Source organism: Brachyspira sp. (assembly GCF_050873525.1).
Classification (GTDB): Bacteria; Spirochaetota; Brachyspiria; order Brachyspirales; family Brachyspiraceae; genus Brachyspira.
Map to the genome: position 1 here is coordinate 1 of NZ_JBNMIZ010000018.1, position 22,171 is coordinate 22,171.

General features: G+C 30.4%; 22 protein-coding genes. 17 read left to right on the top strand and 5 right to left on the bottom strand.

Translation table 11 applies throughout. The features are described 5' to 3' along the window. Positions 1 to 1,341: YidC/Oxa1 family membrane protein insertase (locus ACR0QS_RS02540; protein WP_432631880.1), on the bottom strand; the 1,341-nt coding region annotated here is incomplete at its 3' end. Between the two features lie 391 nt (positions 1,342 to 1,732). On the opposite strand from ACR0QS_RS02540, the gene ACR0QS_RS02545 reads away from it, so the two are divergent. Further along, positions 1,733 to 2,239, top strand: a complete 507-nt coding sequence (locus tag ACR0QS_RS02545) for a hypothetical protein (protein ID WP_432631881.1) — start codon at positions 1,733 to 1,735, stop codon at positions 2,237 to 2,239. A gap of 28 nt (positions 2,240 to 2,267) precedes the next feature. On the opposite strand, the gene ACR0QS_RS02550 is transcribed toward ACR0QS_RS02545, so the two are convergent. Together ACR0QS_RS02550 and ACR0QS_RS02555 are read right to left on the bottom strand one after the other, a co-directional pair. Next, positions 2,268 to 2,780, bottom strand: coding sequence for an adenine phosphoribosyltransferase (locus tag ACR0QS_RS02550; protein ID WP_432631882.1), 513 nt, complete (start codon positions 2,778 to 2,780; stop codon positions 2,268 to 2,270). A 94-nt stretch (positions 2,781 to 2,874) separates the two neighbouring features. Beyond that, on the bottom strand, positions 2,875 to 3,867 hold the full coding sequence (locus tag ACR0QS_RS02555) for a LacI family DNA-binding transcriptional regulator (protein ID WP_432631883.1): 993 nt from the start codon (positions 3,865 to 3,867) through the stop codon (positions 2,875 to 2,877). A 164-nt stretch (positions 3,868 to 4,031) separates the two neighbouring features. Here ACR0QS_RS02555 and ACR0QS_RS02560 point away from each other — a divergent pair, with 164 nt between their 5' ends. The 8 genes from ACR0QS_RS02560 to ACR0QS_RS02595 all read left to right on the top strand — a co-directional run bounded on the left by ACR0QS_RS02560 (position 4,032) and on the right by ACR0QS_RS02595 (position 11,752). Continuing rightward, positions 4,032 to 5,024 carry an Rpn family recombination-promoting nuclease/putative transposase gene (locus ACR0QS_RS02560; RefSeq protein WP_432631884.1) on the top strand — a complete coding sequence of 331 codons (993 nt, stop codon included), beginning with the start codon at positions 4,032 to 4,034 and terminating at the stop codon, positions 5,022 to 5,024. 64 nt (positions 5,025 to 5,088) lie between these two features. Beyond that, entirely contained in the window at positions 5,089 to 5,328 is a 240-nt protein-coding gene (locus tag ACR0QS_RS02565) for a hypothetical protein (RefSeq protein WP_432631885.1), read from the top strand. 294 nt (positions 5,329 to 5,622) lie between these two features. Further along, positions 5,623 to 7,062, top strand: a complete 1,440-nt coding sequence (locus tag ACR0QS_RS02570; protein ID WP_432631886.1) for a hypothetical protein — start codon at positions 5,623 to 5,625, stop codon at positions 7,060 to 7,062. A 12-nt stretch (positions 7,063 to 7,074) separates the two neighbouring features. Then, entirely contained in the window at positions 7,075 to 7,521 is a 447-nt protein-coding gene (locus tag ACR0QS_RS02575) for a hypothetical protein (RefSeq protein ID WP_432631887.1), read from the top strand. A gap of 12 nt (positions 7,522 to 7,533) precedes the next feature. Further along, complete coding sequence (locus tag ACR0QS_RS02580) at positions 7,534 to 7,977, top strand: hypothetical protein (RefSeq protein WP_432631888.1); 444 nt, start codon at positions 7,534 to 7,536, stop codon at positions 7,975 to 7,977. Between the two features lie 11 nt (positions 7,978 to 7,988). Beyond that, the gene (locus ACR0QS_RS02585; RefSeq protein ID WP_432631889.1) at positions 7,989 to 9,809 is read left to right on the top strand and encodes a hypothetical protein; all 1,821 of its coding nucleotides are present in this window, start codon (positions 7,989 to 7,991) and stop codon (positions 9,807 to 9,809) included. A 19-nt stretch (positions 9,810 to 9,828) separates the two neighbouring features. Continuing rightward, positions 9,829 to 11,070: a hypothetical protein gene (locus tag ACR0QS_RS02590; protein WP_432631890.1), complete on the top strand. Its 1,242-nt coding sequence runs from the start codon at positions 9,829 to 9,831 to the stop codon at positions 11,068 to 11,070. Positions 11,071 to 11,077: 7 nt separating this feature from the next. Beyond that, on the top strand, positions 11,078 to 11,752 hold the full coding sequence (locus ACR0QS_RS02595) for an OmpA family protein (RefSeq protein WP_432631891.1): 675 nt from the start codon (positions 11,078 to 11,080) through the stop codon (positions 11,750 to 11,752). 4 nt (positions 11,753 to 11,756) lie between these two features. Here the strand turns inward: ACR0QS_RS02595 and cls are convergent, their stop codons facing one another. Then, the gene (gene cls / locus ACR0QS_RS02600) at positions 11,757 to 13,244 is read right to left on the bottom strand and encodes a cardiolipin synthase (RefSeq protein ID WP_432631892.1); all 1,488 of its coding nucleotides are present in this window, start codon (positions 13,242 to 13,244) and stop codon (positions 11,757 to 11,759) included. A gap of 161 nt (positions 13,245 to 13,405) precedes the next feature. Here cls and ACR0QS_RS02605 point away from each other — a divergent pair, with 161 nt between their 5' ends. The 7 genes from ACR0QS_RS02605 (at position 13,406) to mreD (ending at position 18,624) form a co-directional block, all read left to right on the top strand. Then, a complete protein-coding gene (locus ACR0QS_RS02605; RefSeq protein ID WP_432631893.1) occupies positions 13,406 to 13,822 on the top strand; it encodes a response regulator in 417 nt (138 codons plus the stop codon). An 80-nt stretch (positions 13,823 to 13,902) separates the two neighbouring features. Beyond that, positions 13,903 to 14,718 (top strand): CheR family methyltransferase, encoded by an 816-nt coding sequence (locus ACR0QS_RS02610; RefSeq protein WP_432631894.1) that lies wholly within the window; start codon positions 13,903 to 13,905, stop codon positions 14,716 to 14,718. Between the two features lie 9 nt (positions 14,719 to 14,727). Beyond that, complete coding sequence (locus ACR0QS_RS02615; RefSeq protein ID WP_432631895.1) at positions 14,728 to 15,147, top strand: bactofilin family protein; 420 nt, start codon at positions 14,728 to 14,730, stop codon at positions 15,145 to 15,147. Positions 15,148 to 15,224: 77 nt separating this feature from the next. Beyond that, positions 15,225 to 16,148 (top strand): tetratricopeptide repeat protein, encoded by a 924-nt coding sequence (locus ACR0QS_RS02620; RefSeq protein ID WP_432631896.1) that lies wholly within the window; start codon positions 15,225 to 15,227, stop codon positions 16,146 to 16,148. A 25-nt stretch (positions 16,149 to 16,173) separates the two neighbouring features. Beyond that, positions 16,174 to 17,199 carry a rod shape-determining protein gene (locus ACR0QS_RS02625; protein WP_432631897.1) on the top strand — a complete coding sequence of 342 codons (1,026 nt, stop codon included), beginning with the start codon at positions 16,174 to 16,176 and terminating at the stop codon, positions 17,197 to 17,199. A 1-nt stretch (position 17,200) separates the two neighbouring features. Continuing rightward, positions 17,201 to 18,088 (top strand): rod shape-determining protein MreC, encoded by an 888-nt coding sequence (gene mreC / locus ACR0QS_RS02630; protein ID WP_432631898.1) that lies wholly within the window; start codon positions 17,201 to 17,203, stop codon positions 18,086 to 18,088. Then, positions 18,085 to 18,624, top strand: coding sequence for a rod shape-determining protein MreD (gene mreD / locus ACR0QS_RS02635; RefSeq protein ID WP_432631899.1), 540 nt, complete (start codon positions 18,085 to 18,087; stop codon positions 18,622 to 18,624). Before mreC ends, mreD begins: the two co-directional genes overlap by 4 nt. 50 nt (positions 18,625 to 18,674) lie before the next feature. Here mreD and ACR0QS_RS02640 read toward each other — a convergent pair whose 3' ends face one another. Beyond that, positions 18,675 to 20,675 (bottom strand): ATP-dependent helicase, encoded by a 2,001-nt coding sequence (locus ACR0QS_RS02640; RefSeq protein ID WP_432631900.1) that lies wholly within the window; start codon positions 20,673 to 20,675, stop codon positions 18,675 to 18,677. A 320-nt stretch (positions 20,676 to 20,995) separates the two neighbouring features. Here ACR0QS_RS02640 and ACR0QS_RS02645 point away from each other — a divergent pair, with 320 nt between their 5' ends. Next, positions 20,996 to 21,718: a hypothetical protein gene (locus tag ACR0QS_RS02645; protein ID WP_432631901.1), complete on the top strand. Its 723-nt coding sequence runs from the start codon at positions 20,996 to 20,998 to the stop codon at positions 21,716 to 21,718. Positions 21,719 to 22,171 lie beyond the last annotated feature (453 nt).

Consider the following 22,171-nt stretch of genomic DNA (forward strand, 5'->3'; position numbering starts at 1 on the left):
AATATATATAAATAATGGATAAAATAAAAATATGCCTAAACTAATCGATAAATTATTTAATATCAAACTGAAAGGATATTCAAATTCTATAGGAGAACTTGATATTAATTGACAAGGTATAAAAAATCCTGACAATGCGCTAATTACCAAAAGCGATATTAAAAATAATTTATTTCTAATTTTAATAAATTGTTCTTTGGTTTCATTATTATACTTAAAAATAAAATTCTCAATACTTGATAAATTAACCAATATAAAAATAAATAAAATTGCTAAATATATATTAATTAAAGTTTCCCGTATATACAAACTATAATGTAATTCTACTTTTCCTATATTTTCTATACTGTCGTTTAATTCTATACTGTTTATTATATTGGCAAAATTACTATATTTTATATCAATCACATAATCGGGAATTTTTTCTTTTCTTATTTTTAAGATAAATAAATCGCTTTGCTTAAAAATTTTACTATACGGAACAAATTTGGCGTTATAAACATAATTGCCGTTCATATTATATACATAATCAATAATATCAACATAACCTTTCCTATCCATTTGAGATAATGAAACAAGCAATAAAAATATTATCGTCAATACTACAAAAAATATATTATAACCCGCTAATATCTTATATTTATTTGCCACAAAAATTTTATATAATTTATATTCTATAACGATATTTTTTATAAGCGAAAATAAACAATTTAATGTCCAATAAAATACCAAGCCTGAAGGCGAATTATAAAGTAGAACTAAAAATATTAACGAAACTATATATAAAGGCAAACTTTCCTTAAATCTCAATTTTTTACTATAAACCAATCCAGCAAGCAAACTAAATAATGTCATAATGAAAGGCAAAATATTAACGCTAATATTTCCAATATTTAGTATCGCGTCTGGTTTTGAAAAATCTTTGATAAATAAAAAACTTCCGAGTTGCAAACCCGATAGATTATGAATAAAATTATACGCAGCCAAAAAGAATGGAATTTGTATCAATAGTCCCAAAGTTCCTCTGAATGCGTAAATTGTTTTATAGCCGTTGATTCTTTGGCATGCTCTGATTAATAAATATCTCTGGTCGCCTTTATAAACCGCTTTTATATTGTCAATCATTGGCTTCATTTTATTTTGAATATCTCTTTCTTTTTTCTGCCAGCTTTCCGCTATATTATATAGAGGCAAAGAGATAAAATTTATAACCAAACTTAAAAAGAATAAACTTGCCGCGTATCCCGATTTGAAAACATTATTAAATAAATAAAATACGATTTCTATAATAAATTCTATCGGGTAGATTATAATATTGTATAATATATCGAAGAAAATCATGATTTACTCCGACAATCATAATCTTTCATTCGATTTATACTTATTGATAGAAGTATAATGAAATATTTGAAAAAATTTAAAACGACAATAAACGCTATAATTATAGCGTGAGAAGTGAGAAGTGAGAAGTGAGAAGTGAGAAGTGAGAATTTATTCACCCATAACATTTTTCGCCTCCACTAATCTTAATCTCTCAATTCATTTATTCAATTTAATAAAAATTATTTTAACATTTTTTAAAATAATGTCAACTTTAAATTTTGAATTTTTTTAATTTATTTATAATTAAATAATTTTATAATACAATTTAATTTATTTCCGAAATTTATAATAATGATTTTATTTTTTACGATTATATTTTATATGTTATAAAAAATTTGGAGTTGCGTTTATGTTTAGAAATATATTGATTATCTTCGCTATTATATTTCTTGCGGGATGTAAAACCGTTCCCGAAGTTCCAGAAAAAAAAGAAGAACCTGCGCCAGAAGTTAAAGAAGAACCGAAAGAACCTAAAATAATAATCAAAGAATACGGAGCGGACGGAGAAGTTTTGTCGGTAAAAATAGACGATAAAAATTATTATGTCTTGGGAAAAAATAATCCTCAAAATATAAACGAAAATAATATAAAAAATTTATCTTTAGTAGCGCCCTTAAAAATCGCCGAAGAAACTATTAAAGGATATAAAGGAATAGTTATCACATATTACGATGTAAAAATATTTTTGGGAGAGAAAGGAGCGGGAGTCAAAGTCGGACTTTTCGAGCCTCAAAAAAACGCTTGGACGGTTGGAGACGATATTGACAGAAGCCAGTCGATTCAAATAAAATTAGCGGATAACGGAATCGGACTAATAACGGTAGGACGCTCAAGTATTTCTTTATCTTATCGCTGATAATTTATAAAAATCTATAAATTTAAAATCAATATTTAATCAAAACATTTATCGGATATTTTTCAATTTCTTTTCTTCCGTTTAATTCTTCAAGTTCTATTAAAAAAGAAGAGCCGATTACATTTCCGCCAAGTTTTTCAACCATTTTAATCATGGCAAGCGCTGTTCCGCCAGTCGCTATCAAATCGTCAACTACCAAAACATTATCGCCTTTTTTTATCGCGTCTTCATGCATAAATAAAGTGTCCGTGCCGTATTCCAAAGCGTATTCTTCCGAAATAGTTTTATAAGGCAGTTTTCCTTTTTTTCTAACGGGAATAAATCCGCAATTCATTCTATAAGCCAAAGCCGAACCTATTAAAAATCCTCTGCTTTCCGCTCCGACTATCAAATCGATTTTTTTATCTTTCACTTGTTCCGCCATTTTATCTATCGCCAATTTGAAAGCGTCTTTATCTTTTAATAAAGTCGTTATATCTCTGAATAAAATTCCTTCTTTCGGATAATCTTTAATATTTCTTATATAATCTTTTAATTCCATAAGTCGATTTCCTCGCTAAAACTCTTAAAACTTAAAATAAACAAAACATTTTATTTTATAGTTAGTTTGATAAAAAATCAACCGTTTATATTAATTATATTCTCTTGCAGGAATTTCTTATTACAATATTCGGCTGAAGAACTATATTTATATTTTCTTTAGTTCTTTCCGTTATTATATTTAGAAGAGCCAAAACGGCGTTCTTTCCCATTTCATAAACTTGAGACGAAACCGTTGTAAGTCCGATTATAGAAGAAAAAGGAATATCGTCATAGCCTATCAAAGAAACATCTTCTGGTATCGACATTCCGCTTTCTTCAAGCGCTTTCTTTATTCCGAAACACATAATATCGCATGCCGAAAAAATTGCCGTGAATTCTAATTTCGATTTTATGATTTCTTTCATTTCTTTATAGCTTTCGTCAAAATTAAAATTTGCCGTTTTATAATATTTTTTCATATCAAAATCTATATCGTTTTCGTTTAACGCCATTATAAATCCGCTGAATCTTTCTCTTTCCGTGCTTATGTTTTTAGGTCCCGCCATATAAATAATTTTTCTATGTCCCAAATCTATCAAATATTTTGTGGCGTTATAAGCTCCTTCTTCGTTGGCGCTTCCCACATAATTTACATTTTCTATATCCACTTTTCTATCTAAAAAAATTATTGGAACATTAGAATTTTTTATTATATCGTTAAAATGTTCCGTATTTCCTATCGAAGGAATTATTATATATCCCGAGATTCCGATTGAATTTATTTCTTTAAAATATCTGTCCAATATATCTCTGTTTTCTTTAAATTGCGATAAAACTATATGATAACCGTATAAATTAGCCGTAATTTCTATGCCTTCTATTATGCTTGCAAAAAACGGATTCGTTATGTCGGGGACTACAACGGATATAATTTTTTTATCGATTTTTCTTTTTTTAAGATATCCGTCCGATTCTATTATTTCATTGATTTTATTTTTTGTATATTCGTTTACATTTTCGCGTCCGTTTAATACTCTTGAAACTGTCGCAATAGATACATTCGCTTTTTTCGCTATAAATTTGAGAGTCGTTCTTTTTGCATTCATTTGAATTTAAGATTTATTTAATATTATTTATTTTTGCAAATATTAATATAATTTCGTTTATTTGTCAATATTTTATACACACCGCTTTTTGCAATGACGGATAAAAATAAATTCTCAATGACGATTTATTTTGACAAATAAAATTATTCTGTTATAATATCCTTATGAAAAGAAAAAAAAATATAGAAATTAACAAACTCAATGACTTATTCGTCCGATTTCTGCTCGGAAAAAATGGAAACGAAAAAGTCCTTGAGGATATGGTTAATGCCGCTTTAAGAGATTTCAATTTTGAAGAAGTTAAAGATTTGGAAATAATCGACCCGTATAATCTTTCGGAAAATATCGACTTGAAAGAATCTATTATAGATATTAAGGCAAAAACGAAAGATAATAAAACCGTAATTATTGAAATTCAACTTTGCGGAAATATGGATTTTCTTAAAAGAATTTTTTATTATATTTCAAAAAATATTGTAAACGAATTAAAGGAAGGCGAAGATTACAAACAACTTTCAGGAATAATAAGTATTAATTTACTTAACTTTAATTTGGATTTCGGAGACGAGGGCAAACCGCATCGCTGTTTTAAATTAATCGACACAAAAAACCATAATGTAGATTTAGATTTTATTCAAATGCATGTTATCGAAGCGAAACGATTTATTGAAATAATTGAAAAGTCAACTATAGACGAACTTAAAAAGAATAAATTACTCACTTGGATGAAATTTTTTACAACCAAAAATTTAAAATCTATAGAAAAAGAATTGAAGGAGGCAAACCCGATTATGACTAAAGTAATAGAAGAATACAAACGATTTACTTCTGACGATAAACTTATGCGAGCCTATGACGCGCGAGACGCGTTTTTGGTAGGACAAAAAATTATGCTTGATAGAGAACGCAAAGAAGGAATTAAAGAAGGTATTGAAAAAGGAATAAAAAGAGGGATAAAAAAAGGAATTAGAGAAGGTATAAGAGAAGGAGTAGAAAAAGGAAAACTTGAAGGCATAAAAGAAGGCAGACATGCAGAACAAATCTCAATGGCAATCGCGATGAAAAATAAAAATATGGATATTAAGCTTATAAGCGAAATAACAGGATTAAGTATCGAAGAAATTCGCAAACTGCGTCCAGACGGGAAAAAACTATAAATTTTATTCTTTATAGATTAATCTATAATCTATTTTATGTGGATTGCTTCAGCAGAGTTTCGCAATGACGGTAATAAGATTGTCATTACGAGTGAGTGGGCGACTGCCCGCTTTAGCGAACGAGCGAAGTAATCCAATTAGAATAAAATTTAATTTTAAGAATTTGACTTTATTAATAATGGATTGCCGCGACTTCGGACGAAGTCTCGTAATTATGGTAAGTAGGTTGTCATTACGAGTGAGTGAAATGAACGAAGTAATCTACTTTATTTGGATTGCTTCATTAGGCAACTGCCCGCTTTAGCGCATTCGCAATGACGATAAAAAAGTTCTTGACTTTTTTAAAATTTTCATTATCTTATAAATAGATTATTAATAATGGGTTTTAGTATGAATGATAAAATTGGCGATAAATTCGTAACAGACAGACAGACCATAATTCTGTCCTTTTTCTATTGCAATCTCTATATATTTTCCTTATTGCAAAAATACATTCTACATATACTTAATTTCGTTTTAACTTTGTATAACTTATTAGGGATTAATTCCCGTTTAGTTATAAATAAAAATTTTAATATTTTCATAGAAGGAGTATCTTATGAAATTTAAATTATCTATCTTTATTTTTATGCTTATTTTTAGCGCTCTATTTGTAAATGTATCATGTAATGTAGATGGATCACCATGTGGTCCTGAAACCCCACCTAGTCCTCCAGAGCCAGATTATCTCGGGGAACATTTTACTAATGAAATTGTTACGATACCTGCAAAAACTACTTATAATTATTATAATTCGGGAAAATACAAAAATAAACCCGAACAAGAAAGAGTTACTTTATATGTGAGAAGCGATAAAGATAAAACTCGTTTAAGGGAGGTTAGAGGCAGAAGAGTTATTGAAACTCCTATATTAGATATTTATGTCGATTTAAGCGAATATAGAGGCGTAGTTTCAAAATCGGTAAATTTTGGGATTAATAATTGGATAAAGCTTTTAAATTCTTTTTATGATAATTATCAAAAGATGATAGATGTTTACGGAAATCATTATAAAGGATTTAACGGCGGGAAAATAGATATTTTATTTGTAGATTTAATGAGTTTCGATGGCGGAGGTTATGTAGGCGGATATTTTACATTGGACGATCTTGAAGGGCATACATATGGAAACAAAAGACAAATTCTATATATAAATTCAAGATATCTTGTTGAAATAAATATTGACAATTTGATGCATACCATTTTTCATGAATTTCAGCATTTGATAAATTATAGCAGAGTAAAACTTAATATTAGTCAAAGGAAAATGGATACTTGGCTAAACGAGGCGCTTTCCGAATCCACATACTATATAACGCTCGGAGATATTCCGAATTCTGACCGTTTTAGCGGATATCACAACTCCGCTTCAATTAAAGAGGGGAAATCTTTTTATACTTGGATGGGGGAATCGAGCGATTCTTATGTAGCCTCAAGTATGTTTATGTATTGGCTTTATTTACATGGCGGCGGAGATAAAATAATAAAAAATATAGCCAATTTTGATAGAGACATGGACGATTATTATAAAGTCGTAAAAGCCGTAAAAAATAATTTCCCGTTTTATTATCAATTTCAAGTTAAAGACTGGGAAAATATACTGCTTTCTTGGTATACCGCTAATTTTAGTCAAAATTCTTCTGGGCTTGAAAGTTATTTAGGAAAATATACTTTTACTCCTCAAATAATTACTATGAACTCTATAGCAAATTTAGCTCCTGGAGAGGGAATATATATTTCCCAATACTTAAAAGCGATATATACTGGAAATAATATAGTTCAAAAGGATTTAACATATGGAAATAGAAAAGCCACTTTAGTATTAAATAAAAGTTCTTCTACCGACACTAATAGAGATGAAGTTTATTTAGTTTTCAAAAATGGAAGCGGAAGCTCTCGACAATTTCAAATTCTTAACACTAAACCTTATTTAGACCCTAAAATATGGATAGATTATCAAGATGATACAAATAATAATATTACTTTAGAAAAAGATTAAGGAGGAATAATTATGAAACTTAAATTATCGATTAAAATATTATTAATTATATTTTTACTCATAACAATTTTTAGCTGTAAAAAAGATTTGATAAATGAAGAAGAAGTCGTTGGACTTGTTAGATTAATTGAAAGCCCGCGTGGTTCTTTTTCCTCTACCCTTATATTAGAAAGACCAGAAAAAGCTAATGGGGAAGTCCATTATGGCGGACATATTTATTATAAAGGGGATACTTACTATAAAGAATATTATTTGGATGAATTTGATAAGAAAATGACCGAAGAATTTTCAAAGTATATATATAGAATAATTAGAGTTAAAGCGTATCCTACCAACGGTTATATGGGAATGAATTCTTTAACTTATCTTCTTAATCCTCAAATTATAGAAGTAAAAGATATTGATTATTCTGTAATTAGAGAAAATTTGAGGAATCCAGATAGTTATATTTGGAAATAAAGAGGCATAATCATGAAACTTAAATTATCGATTAAAATATTGTTGATTATATTCTTATTTGCGACATTCTTTGGTTGCAAGAAAAAATTGCTACAAAAAGAAGAGTTTGTTGGACTTGTCAGAGTAGTAGAAAGTCCATGGTATGGCTCTATGTCTACGGCTTTTGAATTATATAGACCAGAAAGAGCTAATGGAGAAGTTCATTATTTGGGACATGTTTATACTAATGGGCAACTAATACTTTGGGAGTATACTTTTGATGAAATTCATGAAAAAGTTGATATGTCAGAATATGTTGGTAAAATAATTAGAGTTAAAGCTTATGTTACTAACGGTTATATGGGATTTACCTCTTTGCCTTATCTTCTTGAACCTGAAGTTATAGAAGTAAAGGATATTGATTATTCTGTAATTAGCGAAAATTTTGGTAATCCAGATAGCTATATTTGGAAATAAGGAAATAAATTATGAAAAAGATATATTACTTAATACTTTTTATTATTTTTGTTTTTTTATTAATTTTTGGTTGTAAAAGAGAATTGGTGGAATCCGTTTTGAAACCAAAAGGAACGACTTTTCCGCATCAAAATTATACCGATTATACTAATGTTAGAGTAAATGTTAATCCAGAGGTCGCGCCTAATAATATGGTTTTCGGCGGTTTTAGTAAAAGATTTCAATTCAAAGGGCAATGGTTCGTTTTGGCGGATTCTATGTTTAGATATGATACTTCTTCCAAACGCCTTACCAAAACAGCAAGTAATTTGGTTTTGATAATAGACGATGAAAGAACTATAACGATTTATGGAAAAAATCTGCCTTATATTAATAATAGATATCCTCGTATAAATAAAGATGACCATGACGATTATATGAATAACGCTTGGTATAATTTAACAAAATCCGATTTGGTTATAGAAAATGATAGGATATATAACGAAGATTACTGGCTTAATTATTACGAGTATAAAGTAAATTATTCGGAAAGAAGAGTTGACGGAGGCGAATTAGCAAAATTACATAAAGATTTTAAAACTGTAGATTGTAAATGGCCCGATTCTTTAGGATTATTCCAAAGCGGAAGAGGAATAACATATACTACCGATTTATTAAACTGGACTACGGAAACGAATTATAGAATCTCTTCGATTCCTATACATTTTTACGAGCCTACTTTTGACAATTCGAGAAATGGAACTCCGCCTATTAATAATTTTAACGGCAGAAACGGAATAAATGGGGAAAGAATAGTTTATTTTAAGGGCTATTTATATGTTTTGGGCGGCTTTACTATGGGAAGAGATAAAATAGAAGTTAATTTTAAAAAAGACATAACTTATAACCTTACTAATCCAAAATATTATAGAATTAAAAAAGGGTTGGATACAAGAAACCCTAATAATTGGGAAGTTATAGATATTCCGCATCAATTAAGAAGGGCATGGGTCGGCGTGGCTTTAGGCGATGGAAAACTATATATAAACGATGGATATGAGGCAAAATTAACCACAATACCGTCAAAAATGGAAGGCAAATTTGAATATCCTCATAGTTATGTTGGTAGTGTTTGGTCGACTTCCGATGGCGTTAATTGGTCAACCGATAGTTTGAATAATTGGAATAATGCAAGACTGGTTTCTTCAAAAGGCGATATGAATATAGGTCCAGAAATTCAGCCTATATACAATAAAAAGAATACGATTCCGACTCCTCAAGAAAGAATATCGGCAAAAATTGGAGGAAAATATTATTATATAAGAGAAAGAGATTCTTGGGAAATGGTCCCATGGGATAATATAAAAAAATCAATCGATAGCGGAAATATGAATTATACTCTTACGGAAGAAGACATAAAAAATATTAATCTTTATCAATTAATAGTGAGCGATAAAGACCCCGCGGTAGCGGGCAAATCGGATGAACATTCCGTAAGCGTTATAAGTCCAAATTTTACTTCTTTGGTATGGACATCGGGCAGTTATTATCTTTTTAATATAAACGATAAACTTGTCCGTTTGGTTGACTATGGAGACGGCAGAATATCGGAAGCTCCAAAATATGATGCCGAAGAACAGTTAAAAGAATCAAAACTATGGTATGAAAGAGGAAATAACGGCGGATATACAAACGGAATTTATGAAGAATATACCGTAAGAGATTGCTATTATAAAGGCATGATTTATAAAGCTTGGTATGATATTTATACATATTATAATACAAACGCTCAATATTATATGCCAGATAAAGCGGTTACTCATTATTCCATAGATTTTAGATATAGATTTTAAATATTGAAAATTATTAATTATGAAAAAGATATTTATTATTATTTTATTTACCAATTCTTTTTTATATTCTCAAATTTATCCCGTAGTAATTCCAGATTTTAAAGATTTTTTGGGAAATTTTATAAACGCCAATTTGGATTATTTAGTCGTTTCAAACGAGATAATGAAAACCGTTCTTACTAGCAAAGAACTTGAAAATCTATATAAGGACGGAATGAAGGATTTTACAGAAACGGAACTTGTGAATATAAAAAATAATCCAAATAAAATATTTGAATACACTACAAACGAATCGCTTATACTTATGGGCGGAACGGTTTTAGCGGTATTTGAAACGGTTAAAACTCAATATAATTTGAATATGGCACTTTTAGATAAATTTCAAAAAAGGCTTTCTTTCTTGGCTGGCTCGGGAAATAATTACGGTATGATAATTCCTATGAGAACTCCGTTATTTAGTCTGGCTATGGGATTATATACCGATTTTCCTTCGTATTCTAAAAAAAATAAAACTGTAAGCGATAATTATTATCATCATAACTTTATAAACGGTTTGGATGCAGTTCCTATGCCTTATTTTCAAGTTTCGGGGCAGGCAAATTTATGGAAACTTCCCGTATCTTTAGGTTTTAGAGCGGACGTTTTATTAGGAACTAAAGATTTATATAGTCAGTTTGTCAGAGATATTGAAATGGAAGCTTCGGGATTTAGCATAGGAGGAGAGATTAAAACTCTTATATGGAGAAACGATTATTTCTTTTTAGATTTGAGAGCGGATATTAATTATAATATGGGAACTTTTAAATCGTCTTTAGAAAAAGAAATTTATATACCGATAACACTCGGATATTTGGGCGGAACGGATACGGGAGTTTTATTTGATGCAAATCCGGGATTCGATGCGAGCTGGAAAACTTTTTTTGTCGCGCCAAAACTCACATTTGGATTCAAAATGAAAGATAGAGTTCCTTATGTTCAATATTTGGGGGCTTCGTTTTCAATATCTTACGATTCCTCTTTTATAGATATAAATATTAAAAATTATATAAAATCTTCTTCTGCTTACGCTAATATAGAAGGATATAGCAAAATTCTTACCGATATAAAATTTTATGATTTTGAAACTAAAAAAAATTTGTATTACGGAGATTTGAGATTTAATCTTACTTTGGATGTTTTCTATATGTCGCTTTCTTTAGATTATGCGGTATTTTCAAAAATGTGGAGTTTAATGATTATTCCCGTTTTAATAAGGATTTAATTTTTAAATGAAAAAAACTAATAAACAGAATAATATAAAATATCCGATTATTTTTATTCTTATTCTTTTTTTATATCTTTATTTTTGTATTTCATGTTATGTTCCAGAAATGGTATTGGATTCTAAAGAATATAGAAAATATAGAAATTCGCCGTCTTATCTCGATATACCCGATAATTTTTATACGATAATAACAAAAAGAGGAGTTATAATAAGAGTAAAGGACGACTTTTTATACTTTAGACGCTCTTCTTATAGATTAAATAATCAATCTTTAACCGTATTGGAAAATATAAAAAATTTTATTAACGAAGACGGAAATAAAAATATAAGAATAGTTGTAGAAGGACATAGCGATTCTACGGGAGGCGATGGCGCTTTATTCGATAATATAATTCTTTCAAAAAATCGTTCCGAAGCCGTTATTAATAAACTTATAAATATGGGAATTGATAAAGAAAAATTAATAAGTCGTTATTACGGCAATTATATTCCGTATTACTCCGATAATTCATACGATTTGCAAAGAAGCCAGAGAAACAGAAGAGTGGAATTCGTTTTTATAGGAGACGATAAAGATTTAAATAATTATATTAACGCTACTGAAGAAATTTTTTCAAAAGTCCTTGAAATTGAGAAGCTAATAAAAGATTATAAAGAAAAAAATAAACTAATCGATTAACTTATCATAAAACGGGAGCTATTATTCTACAAGCGGAATTCCTTAACCTAATTAAAACGGGCTGTTTTGCGTATTCTTCGGAAGTTATTTTATGCGAGTTTGAAATATCTTTTTTAAATATATTTTCAAATTTTTTTGAAATCTCCGAATCGTAAATAACGGCGTTCATTTCGTAATGCAAATAAAAACTTCTGACATCCATATTACAAGTTCCGCATGAAACTATGCTTCCGTCTATGATGCAGAATTTACTATGCAGAAAACCTTTTTGATATAAATAAATATTCACTCCCGCTTTAAGCAAAGTTTCAAAATAAGTTTGAGCCACCCACCAAGCGAGCAGTTTATCGGGACGCCCCGTTATCATCAAATTAACATCGACTCCCGACAATGAAGCGTTTTCTAAAATCTGTAAAAATCCGTCATCGGGAACAAAATAAGGACTTTCTATATAAACGCTTTCTTTAGCCTCTTCTATCATTTTGGAATAAACTTTTTGAATCGTATCCCATTTTGAATCTGGTCCCGAAGAGAGAATTTGAACGGGCAAATATTTTTCGGTAATAGACTGCGGAAATAAATTTTTCATGTCGCTTGAAGAATTGGAAGAATTATTATTTGAATTATCGTCAAGAACATAATCCAAATCTTTTCCTCCCGCGTTATGCCAATCGCAAATAAAAATATTTTGTATCAAATTGCATGAATCTCCGACTATTCTTAAATGAATATCACGCCAAGAAGAAAATCTTTTTCCTCCGTCTATATATTCCTGCCCCAAATTCATTCCTCCCATATAAGAAACGATTCCGTCTATAACGACTATTTTTCTGTGATTTCTATAATTAACGAATCTCGTCCAAAAGATTGAAAAAGGGTCATGATAATATAAAAACTTTATTTTATTTCTTTTTAATTCTCTTCTATACTTTCGGCTTATCCTCAACATAGAACCCACGCCGTCAAATATTAATCGGATTTCCACACCTTCTTTTGCTTTCTTTATAAGAATGTCTTTAATTTTTTTCCCGAGTTTGTCGCTTCTCCAAATAAAATATTCCATATGAATAGTTTTTTCCGCAAGTTTCAAATCGTTTATCATACTTTCAAAAAGTTCTTCGCCGTTATCAAATATCGAAACCTCGTTTTGAACGGTTATTGGAGAGTATCCGCTTTTTATTGCAAGTTTAACCAAATTCACATTTTTACCGTAAAGTCCGCCCATATTATTAATTATATTGATTTGTTCGTTTAGTATCGGAGAGAAATGTCTTTTTAACATATCTTCGGGAAGGCGAGCAGAAATTTTCTTTTTTGATTTTTTCCAATTCATTCCCAAAAAAATATAGAATATAACTCCAATATACGGAAGAAAAACCAAAACGGTAAGCCAAGCTATAAACGAATAAGGAGGCTTATTTTCAAGAAGCATTTTTATTGCGATAAAAATTACATAAAAGAAAAATATTATAGTCAATACATAAAAAATCATATAATAATCTTATAATATTAAAAGAAAAATTAAAAGCCAAAAAGTTAAAAAGAATTTAAAAAAGAAATTAAAAAAATTAGAAATTTTATTATATTTTTACGATATTAACACTTGAAATAAAAATTATATATTATAAAATATAGATTTAAGGAGTAATTAATATGGCTGAACTAAATTCAAGAAACGGCGATGGTATAAACGAATCGGGAAAACAATACAGAATTTTGCTGATAGACGATTCTGCTTTTGTAGTAAAACAATTGCAGCAAATATTCGTTTCCGAAAATTATAAAGTGGTGGGAACCGCGGAAAACGGAGAAGAGGGCGTTCTTATGTATAAAGAACATAAACCCGATTTGGTGACTTTGGATATTACCATGCCTAAAATGGACGGAATTACGGCATTAACGAAAATCATGGAATTCGATAAAGAGGCGAAAGTCGTTATGGTTAGCGCTTTGGGTAAAGAGGATATGGTTAAGAAGGCTCTTTTGGCGGGCGCGAAAAATTATATAACGAAACCTTTGGATAGAAAAAAAGTCCTCGAAAGAATTAAAATGGTTTTGGATAAAAAATAAAAGATAATAATCTGAAATACGAAAATAATTCCGATATTGCGCTTTATATCCTTACAGTAAAATAAGAGGAATAATTAATTTTGAACGCGTTAAAATTAAATAGAGAAGAATTCGATTTGTTTGAAGAATTCATTTATAGAGAAAGCGGAATTCGTTTTAATTTGGTAAACGAATGCATTTTGCAGTCTCATATATTTTCTCTTATGAAAGAAAAAGGAATTAAAGAAGTTTACGATTATTATAAACTTGTTTCTTCAAATAAAAACTGCTTGGAAGAATTTTTTGAAAATATAACGACAGGTTTGACTAAATTTTTTAGAACCGATTCGGATTTTAAAATTTTGAAAGAACATGTTTTGCCAAGTTTACTTAAAATTAAGAAAAGAGGAGATAGAATTAAAATTTGGTGCGCGGGATGTTCTACGGGAGAAGAGGCTTATTCGATAGCCATGACATGTTTGGAAACCGAAAATATTAGAGAAGAAAATATAAAAATATTCGCTACCGATTTGTCTTTAAACTCCGTTATCATCGCCAAAGAAGGAATATACGATATTGAAAGAATGGAGACGGTTCCAAAAATATATTTGAAAAAGTATTTCGATAAACTTTCGGACGACAAATATTCCGTAAAAGATATCGTGAGAAGTTTAATAACTTTCGATTACCATAATTTAATTCATAAATTTAATCAATATAATATAGACATTATATTTTGCAGATATGTTTTAATATATTTCGATAACGAATCGGTTAAATTGACTGTTAATCGATTTTATGATATATTAAATAGAAACGGATTTTTATTTATCGGGCATACCGAGTCTTTATTCGGGCTTGACACTAAATTTAAATTCGCAAATTTAAATAATTCCATAATATATACGAAACAATAGGAGTTTTAAATGTTTAAGAAAAACGACTCTTTAGAATCAAATTCAATTATAGGCGAAGGTTCTTATTTTAAAGGAGAATTTACTTTACAGGGAACTTTGAGAGTTGACGGTTGTTATGAAGGCGACAAGCTGGAAGTCGACAATCTGATTATAGGACAGACGGGAAAAATTAAATCGAATATAAAATCCGTTTATACCGTTGTGGAAGGAATAGTTATAGGCGATATAGAGGCTTCGAGCAGAGTTATGCTTATGCCGACAAGCAGAGTATTGGGAGAGATAAGAACGCCCGAACTTATAATACAAAACGGCGTAGTATTGGAAGGTTCATGCATAATCGCTCCCGACCCTACGACTAATCCTAAAGAAACGATACTCGCTTTATATAATGCAAGCGGCGAAAATACCGATTCAAAAACGGTTAGTTAATATTTTTTATTATTGGTAAAAACGATTTAAAAGTTATTTTAAATATTTTATAAAAATTTTAATTTTAGAGAGGGAAAATGGCTTATTTATATAATGTTGAAGGAAAAATAAGCGCGAAAATCGTAATAGGAGTTTTAATCGGAATTATCGCGGCTTCTTCCGTTGGATATTTTTCCATATCGAATTATATACAAAAAAAAAGAATGAAGTCGATTTATGATTATATCATGACTAAAGATTACGATAACGCTTCTTTTATATTTATGGATATGCATAATAAAAAACCTTTCGATAAAAAAATATTGACGGCGGGAATCGATTTATATTACGATATTCTTCTAAATTCCCAAAATGAAAAAGTCGCAGTTTCTTCATGCGAAAATATTATAAAATACGCTTTGCAGCTTCTTATAACGAGCAGATTTTTAAATGATAAATATTTAATTTATCAGAGACTCGCTTACGGTTATCAAAAGTTAGGAAATTCTTATTATATAGATTCTTATAACGCTTATGTTCAGGCTTTGGAAAACGGAGATAAAAGAAGTTCCACCGCAATAGAACTCGCTAAAATATGCCATAAAATAGGATTATATAAAGAGGCGATAGTTCATTTGGAAAATATTTTGCAAAATCAAAACTCTCCGAATATAGAATTATATTACGAACTTGCAAACGCCTACGAAGGAAATAAAGATTATACGAAAGCGATACATACTTTATCATATATTACCGATAAGTTTAACGGAAATAATAGAATAGAATACGACACTTATTTTAAATTGGGAGATTTATATTTCAGGCAGGGCTTATATAAAGAAAGCGAATTTTTTTATAAAAAGGCTTTGGACATGGATGACAAAAATCCTAATTTATATTATAGTATAGGAGTCTTATATAGACAAAATAAAAGAAGAGCGGAAGCGATTAGTATGTTTAGAGAAGCGTTAAAAATAGATAATACTCATAAACTCTCTAAAGACGCTTTAAGAAGATTATAGAGATTATAAAAATGGAGAATAAAATATGTTAAATTTGGTTTATAATATGTTTTCAAGCGATATGGGAATCGATTTGGGAACGGCGAATACTTTGGTTTATATTAAAGGAGAAGGAATCGTATTAGCCGAGCCTTCCGTTGTCGCCATAGAAAAAAGCACGGGAAATGTTATCGCGGTCGGAAACGAAGCGAAAAAAATGCTTGGAAAAGTTCCCGGTCCAATCGCCGCTATAAAACCTATGCGAGACGGGGTAATTGCCGATTTTGAAATAGTAGAAAAAATGATTAGATATTTTATTAATAAAGTGCATAATAAAAGAACTTTGGTTAAACCGAGAATAGCTATAGGAATTCCTACGGGCATTACGGAAGTCGAAAGGCGCGCGGTTAGAGAAAGTTGCGAACAGGCGGGAGCGAGAACGATATTTCTTTTGGAGCAGGCGAGAGCGGCGGCAATCGGAGCGGGAATGCCGATTAACGAGCCAAACGGAAATATGATAGTGGAAATCGGCGGAGGAACTACGGAAATTGCGGTTTTATCTTTGGGAAGCATGGTTAAAAGCAAGTCGGTAAGAGTAGGCGGAAATAAAATTGACGATGCCATAATAAGACATATGTTGAGAGAGCATAATATTCATATAGGAGAAAAAACAGCGGAAGAGATTAAAATAAATATCGGGGATGCGTTTAAAGGCGATATATCGAAAACTATGGATATAAGAGGTAGAGATTCCATTAACGGACTTCCAAAAACGGAAACAGTAAATAGCGCCGAAGTAAGAGACGCTATAATGGATATATTAATCGAAATACTGGACGCTATAAAATCGGTTCTTAACGAAACTCCTCCAGAAATTGCGGCGGATATAGTGGAAAGAGGAATAGTTATGAGCGGCGGAACTTCTCTATTGCATGGATTTACGGATTTGGTGGCTAAAGAAACTCAAGTTCCAGTAATATTGGCGGAAGAGCCTTTAACCTGCGTTGCCATTGGCTGCGGAAAATTTATCGAAGAAACAAAAAATTTAAAAAGCTATAGACGATATTCTTAAAATGAACGCTATTATAAAACATAAACTTCTTATTTTATATATAACCCTAAATCTTATTGCGGGAATGCTGATGGTTCTTAACAGGAGCAATTTTGTATTTAATTTCCGTTCGATTTATTCACTTGGAATTTATCCTATTCAAAGCGCGACAAAAAGCATATCGAAAGCTTTCGTTTATATTTACACGAGCATCAACGATATATTTACTTTGCAAAATCAAGTTCAGGCTTTAAGAGACAGAATAGCCGAATTAAGCGGAACGGCTTTGGAATACGAACAGTTAAGCAGAGAAAACGAAAGATTGAGAGCGTTATTAAACGAAATTCCAACCGATAATTATCCGCTCGAATATGCCGAAATAGTTTCAAAGGACCCGCAGAATTTTTATAATACGATAGTAATAAATAAAGGAAGCGCAAACGGTATAGTAGTCGGAATGCCAGTAATATCCTATAGAAACGGCTATAAAGCGCTAGTCGGAAGAGTAGTCGAAGCGAGAAGATATAACAGCAGAGTTTTATCTTTGATAGACCAACGTTCGCAAATATCCGTTATGCTCGAAGGTTTAAGAGCTACGGGAATAATGACGGGGCAGAGTCCGAAATCGGTTCAAGCGCATTTGGAATATATAGATTTGCAATTGGATGTTGAAGAAGGCGACAGAGTAATCACAAGCGGAATGGGAGGAGTTTTTCCAAGAGGAATTTTAGTGGGAACTATTTTTAAAGTGGAAAAGAAAAATTACGGATTATTTCACGATTTGTATGTAGAGCCTGCGGTAAACTTTTCGACTTTAGAAAATGTATATATTATAAAGAAAATTCCAGATAGAGAAGTGATAAATCTTGCAAACGAAGAAACGGAAGAAAACTCGGAGAGCGCAAGATGAAAAGAACTATAACCGTAATATTAACTTCGCTTCTTTTACTTCTTATTCAAGCCTCTCCAGCCTACGATTTGATAAGAATATCTTTGGGAGCTAAACCAGATTTGCTTTTAATATTTTTGGCTTTCATTTCTTTTAAATACGGTTCTTTTAACGGAGCTATTTACGGTTTTATTATCGGCTTGATTCAGGATGTCGTTTCAAATTCCACTTTCGGTTCTTACGCTATAATATTTTTGAATATAGGTTTCTTTTTAGGATTTTTCAACAGTCGATTATTTATCAGACAGATTACGGCGGGAATATTTATAACTTTAATCGGATATTTGATAAAAATCATAGGATTATTTTTGGTTATTTCAATATATTCCGATTTGTCGAATGTCGCCGTTTTGATAAGGAGCGAGCTGTTTATCGGGCTTCCATTAACCGTTATATTATCGTCTCCAATGTTTTTAATTTTCGATAGAGTTTCAACTTTGCTTTTTGAAAAAAATAAAATTCCAGTTGACGATAGCACAAAAAATTACGAAGAATAAAATAAAATTCAAAATTAAAAATTCTCTAAAAAATTCTATAAAGAATAAAATTATTTTTCGGGTTTCAAACTCGCTTTTAGATTCGATATAAATTCCTCTTCGTCCATAGCCATATTTTCGGGAAGTCCTTTTTGCATCTCTTCCAAAAATATTGAAGGCGCGCATTCAACTTTTTTCCCCATTTTAGTTCTGCTTAAACAATAGGTTAAAGTTAAATGTTTTTTTGCCCGCGTCATCGCTACATAGCATAATCTTCTCTCTTCTTCTATTTCTTTTTCGGAAGAACTTTTATGATGCGGTAAAATTCCTTCTTCCATTCCAGAAATATAAACATAAGGAAATTCCAAACCTTTAGCCGAATGAATGCTCATAAGCATGATTCCTTTTTTCTTTTCCTCTTCTTCATTTTCTTCCATGCTCATTAAAAGTATTCTATCCAAATAATTTTTCAAAGTCGCGTTTTTATTTCCTCTTTCGTATTCCAATATTCCGTTCATAAGAGATTCCACATTTTCCATTTTTTTGCTTCCCTGTTCTTTCGTGTCGCTCGAATTAAGAATTTCGCTATGATATGCAATCTCGTCCAAAAATTTATTTATGTTTTCATAGAGTTTTGGTTTTTCAAGTAAATTTTTATCGTTTTTATCAATCGCAAAAATATTATTGTATTTTTCTATGACTTCCAAAAAATCTTTTATTCCAGATTTTGCTTTCGGCGGAATATCGTCTATATTATTATAATCGAGCAAAGTTTGATAAAGCGAAGTCCCGTTTTTAAGACTTATTTCATTTAAATTATTTATCGCAACCGAACCGATTCCTCTTTTCGGAACATTTAAGACTCTTAAAAGCGAAACTTCGTCTTCGGGATTTACAAATAAATTAAGGTAAGCCAAAATATCTTTTATCTCTTTTCTTTCGTAGAATTGAAAAGCGCCGACAACCGTGTAAGGCAAACCTCTTAATCTGAAAGCCTCTTCAAAAAGCCTCGATTGGGCGTTCATTCTAAAAAGGACGGCAAAATTCTCATAATTCAAATTTTTAGTAATGGAATAATTGACTATAGAATCGGCGACAAATTTTGCCTCTTCTCTTTCGTCTTCGCAGGATATTATATCTGGAGGAATTCCTTCTTCTCCAACGGCTACAACTTTTTTATCTTTACGATTTATATTATTGCTTATAACCGCATGCGCCGCCTCGAGTATCGCTTTTGTGCTTCTATAATTTTTAGTTAGAGTTATTATTTTAGCATTTTCATATTTCTCTTCAAAAGAAAGTATATTTGAAATTTCCGCTCCTCTGAAACCGTATATGCTCTGGTCATCGTCTCCAACTACTACAAGATTTTTATATTTTTCTGCAAGCAGATTCGTTAGTTTATTTTGCGCAAAATTCGTATCCTGATATTCGTCTATCATTATATATTTAAATCTTTCCTGATATTTATTTAAAACTTCGGGGAATTCTATATATAAATCGATAGTCAAATTAATCAAATCGTTAAAATCCAAAGAGTTATAGCCTTTAAGATAATTTTGATAAACTTCATAAACTCTTTTCGCTATTTTTTCCAAATCGTCATGAGGTTCGACTTCATAAGGTTTGATTAAATTATTTTTATATCTGTCTATATACCAAGCGAATAAATTTTCATCGTAATTTAAAGTGTTTATTTTTATTTCTCTTAAAACATTTCTTATTAAAGTTTTGCTGTCGGAAGAAGAATAAATGCTGAAATTATTTTTATATCCTAATTTGTCGATTTCCGCTTTCAATACTCTCACGCAAAAAGAATGAAATGTGCTTATAACAAGCTGTTTCGGTTTCTCTTTAAGTAATAAAATTATTCTCTCCCGCATTTCCGCCGCCGCCTTATTTGTAAAAGTGACGGCAAGAATACTGCTCGGTTCGATTCCTTTTTTTATTAAATAGGCTATTCTTTCGGTTATTACTCTCGTTTTACCGCTACCCGCTCCCGCAAGCGCAAGCAAGGGACCGTTTATATGTTCTATAGCCTCTCTCTGTTCTTCGTTTGGTAATAATGCCATAATAAAACCTTTATTTTTTAAATGGTTATTATACATTAATTTTACGAAAAGTGGAAATTCAGGGATTTAATGAAATAAAAAATATAAGGATAAAATTTTTACTTTAAATTTTTATTTTGTCATTACGAGCATTTGCCGCCGTAGGCGTGCCTTTGGCAAAAAACCGAAGTAATCCAATTAGAATAAAATTTTATTTTAAAATTTAGTTTTATTAATAATAGATTGCTTCGCCGTTGGCTCGCAATGACAATTTATTTTAAACATTGAAATACTCTATAAATTATTATAAAATATTTTTATAAATTTATAAGGATTTTAAAATGAAAAAAATAGCGTTAATATTTATATTATTTTCAAGTATAGCCATAGCTTCTAACTTTGAATTTGATATAGGCGGTTCTTTTGGAACTTCCGTAGAATTTAGTTATACTGACGGATATTATGTTCCTGGTTCAAGTCTAAATGGCGATAAAATAGATAGCGGATTTACAGCAAATGCTTTACTTTCTATAGGTAGAAACGATACAATTTTAAATAACACTTTAACGAGTATAAGTTCTCTATTTGAAACGGGATATAATTTCTATATTAGAACAAGAACTGCGGATATTTCGGATGAACAATATAATAATTCTTATATGTATAATAGTATTATTTTAGGTTATTTGTTTAGGCTTAATTTTCGTAATACTGTTTCTTTAGGTATAGGAGCTGGTATATTTGTTCCTCTGTATAGCGAATCTAGTAAATCCGAATATGCATTAGGGAAATATGGAGATATAACGGAATTTAATCATGATAAAATAGCTTTTATGTATAAATTACCGTTTATGCCTTATATAAAATTAAATGTTTCAAAATATTTCTATATTTCAGAGAAATGGGCTTTTAAGATAGGCGGAAATATTATCTATAATTTTGGTATGGAACTTGATAATGTGAGATTATACGGAGATGGTTATTATCATGTATATGACAAATATAAATTCTCTTCATTATCTTTTGAATTATTAGCATCTATATCATTTGGACGCCCTAAATAAGAAATAAAGGAATGTTTTTACATCCTTTAATATAAATGCCCTGTAAATTTTTGCGGGGTGTTTTTTATATTGTCATTGCGAGCATTTGAAAAATGCGAGGCTAAAGCCCGCCTTTGGCGAGCAATCCAAAGTAATAAAATTTTCTTTATTCTGGATTACTTCGGCTATAAATAGCCTCGTAATGACAGAATTTTTTATCGTCATTGCGAGCGACTGTAGGGAGCGTGGCAATCTAAATAAAGTGGATTACTTCGCTACCGCTCGTAATGACGATAAATTACATGTCATTGTGAACATTTTTAATAATTCTTTCATTGAGAGTTTTTTTACTGTCATTGCGAGCGTTAGCGAAGCAATCAACTATTGATAAGGTTAAATTTAAAATCAAATTTTAAAATAAAATTTTATCAAAAATTACGCTTGATTTACAAAATAAAATATATTATCATTTAA

Coding starts and splice junctions, on each gene's coding strand:
- ACR0QS_RS02545 (WP_432631881.1), top strand. CDS start 1,733: ATGTTTAGAAATATATTGATTATCTTCGCTATTATATTTCTTGCGGGA.
- ACR0QS_RS02550 (WP_432631882.1), bottom strand. CDS start 2,780: ATGGAATTAAAAGATTATATAAGAAATATTAAAGATTATCCGAAAGAA.
- ACR0QS_RS02555 (WP_432631883.1), bottom strand. CDS start 3,867: ATGAATGCAAAAAGAACGACTCTCAAATTTATAGCGAAAAAAGCGAAT.
- ACR0QS_RS02560 (WP_432631884.1), top strand. CDS start 4,032: ATGAAAAGAAAAAAAAATATAGAAATTAACAAACTCAATGACTTATTC.
- ACR0QS_RS02565 (WP_432631885.1), top strand. CDS start 5,089: ATGACGGTAATAAGATTGTCATTACGAGTGAGTGGGCGACTGCCCGCT.
- ACR0QS_RS02570 (WP_432631886.1), top strand. CDS start 5,623: ATGAAATTTAAATTATCTATCTTTATTTTTATGCTTATTTTTAGCGCT.
- ACR0QS_RS02575 (WP_432631887.1), top strand. CDS start 7,075: ATGAAACTTAAATTATCGATTAAAATATTATTAATTATATTTTTACTC.
- ACR0QS_RS02580 (WP_432631888.1), top strand. CDS start 7,534: ATGAAACTTAAATTATCGATTAAAATATTGTTGATTATATTCTTATTT.
- ACR0QS_RS02585 (WP_432631889.1), top strand. CDS start 7,989: ATGAAAAAGATATATTACTTAATACTTTTTATTATTTTTGTTTTTTTA.
- ACR0QS_RS02590 (WP_432631890.1), top strand. CDS start 9,829: ATGAAAAAGATATTTATTATTATTTTATTTACCAATTCTTTTTTATAT.
- ACR0QS_RS02595 (WP_432631891.1), top strand. CDS start 11,078: ATGAAAAAAACTAATAAACAGAATAATATAAAATATCCGATTATTTTT.
- cls (WP_432631892.1), bottom strand. CDS start 13,244: ATGATTTTTTATGTATTGACTATAATATTTTTCTTTTATGTAATTTTT.
- ACR0QS_RS02605 (WP_432631893.1), top strand. CDS start 13,406: ATGGCTGAACTAAATTCAAGAAACGGCGATGGTATAAACGAATCGGGA.
- ACR0QS_RS02615 (WP_432631895.1), top strand. CDS start 14,728: ATGTTTAAGAAAAACGACTCTTTAGAATCAAATTCAATTATAGGCGAA.
- ACR0QS_RS02620 (WP_432631896.1), top strand. CDS start 15,225: ATGGCTTATTTATATAATGTTGAAGGAAAAATAAGCGCGAAAATCGTA.
- ACR0QS_RS02625 (WP_432631897.1), top strand. CDS start 16,174: ATGTTAAATTTGGTTTATAATATGTTTTCAAGCGATATGGGAATCGAT.
- mreC (WP_432631898.1), top strand. CDS start 17,201: ATGAACGCTATTATAAAACATAAACTTCTTATTTTATATATAACCCTA.
- mreD (WP_432631899.1), top strand. CDS start 18,085: ATGAAAAGAACTATAACCGTAATATTAACTTCGCTTCTTTTACTTCTT.
- ACR0QS_RS02640 (WP_432631900.1), bottom strand. CDS start 20,675: ATGGCATTATTACCAAACGAAGAACAGAGAGAGGCTATAGAACATATA.
- ACR0QS_RS02645 (WP_432631901.1), top strand. CDS start 20,996: ATGAAAAAAATAGCGTTAATATTTATATTATTTTCAAGTATAGCCATA.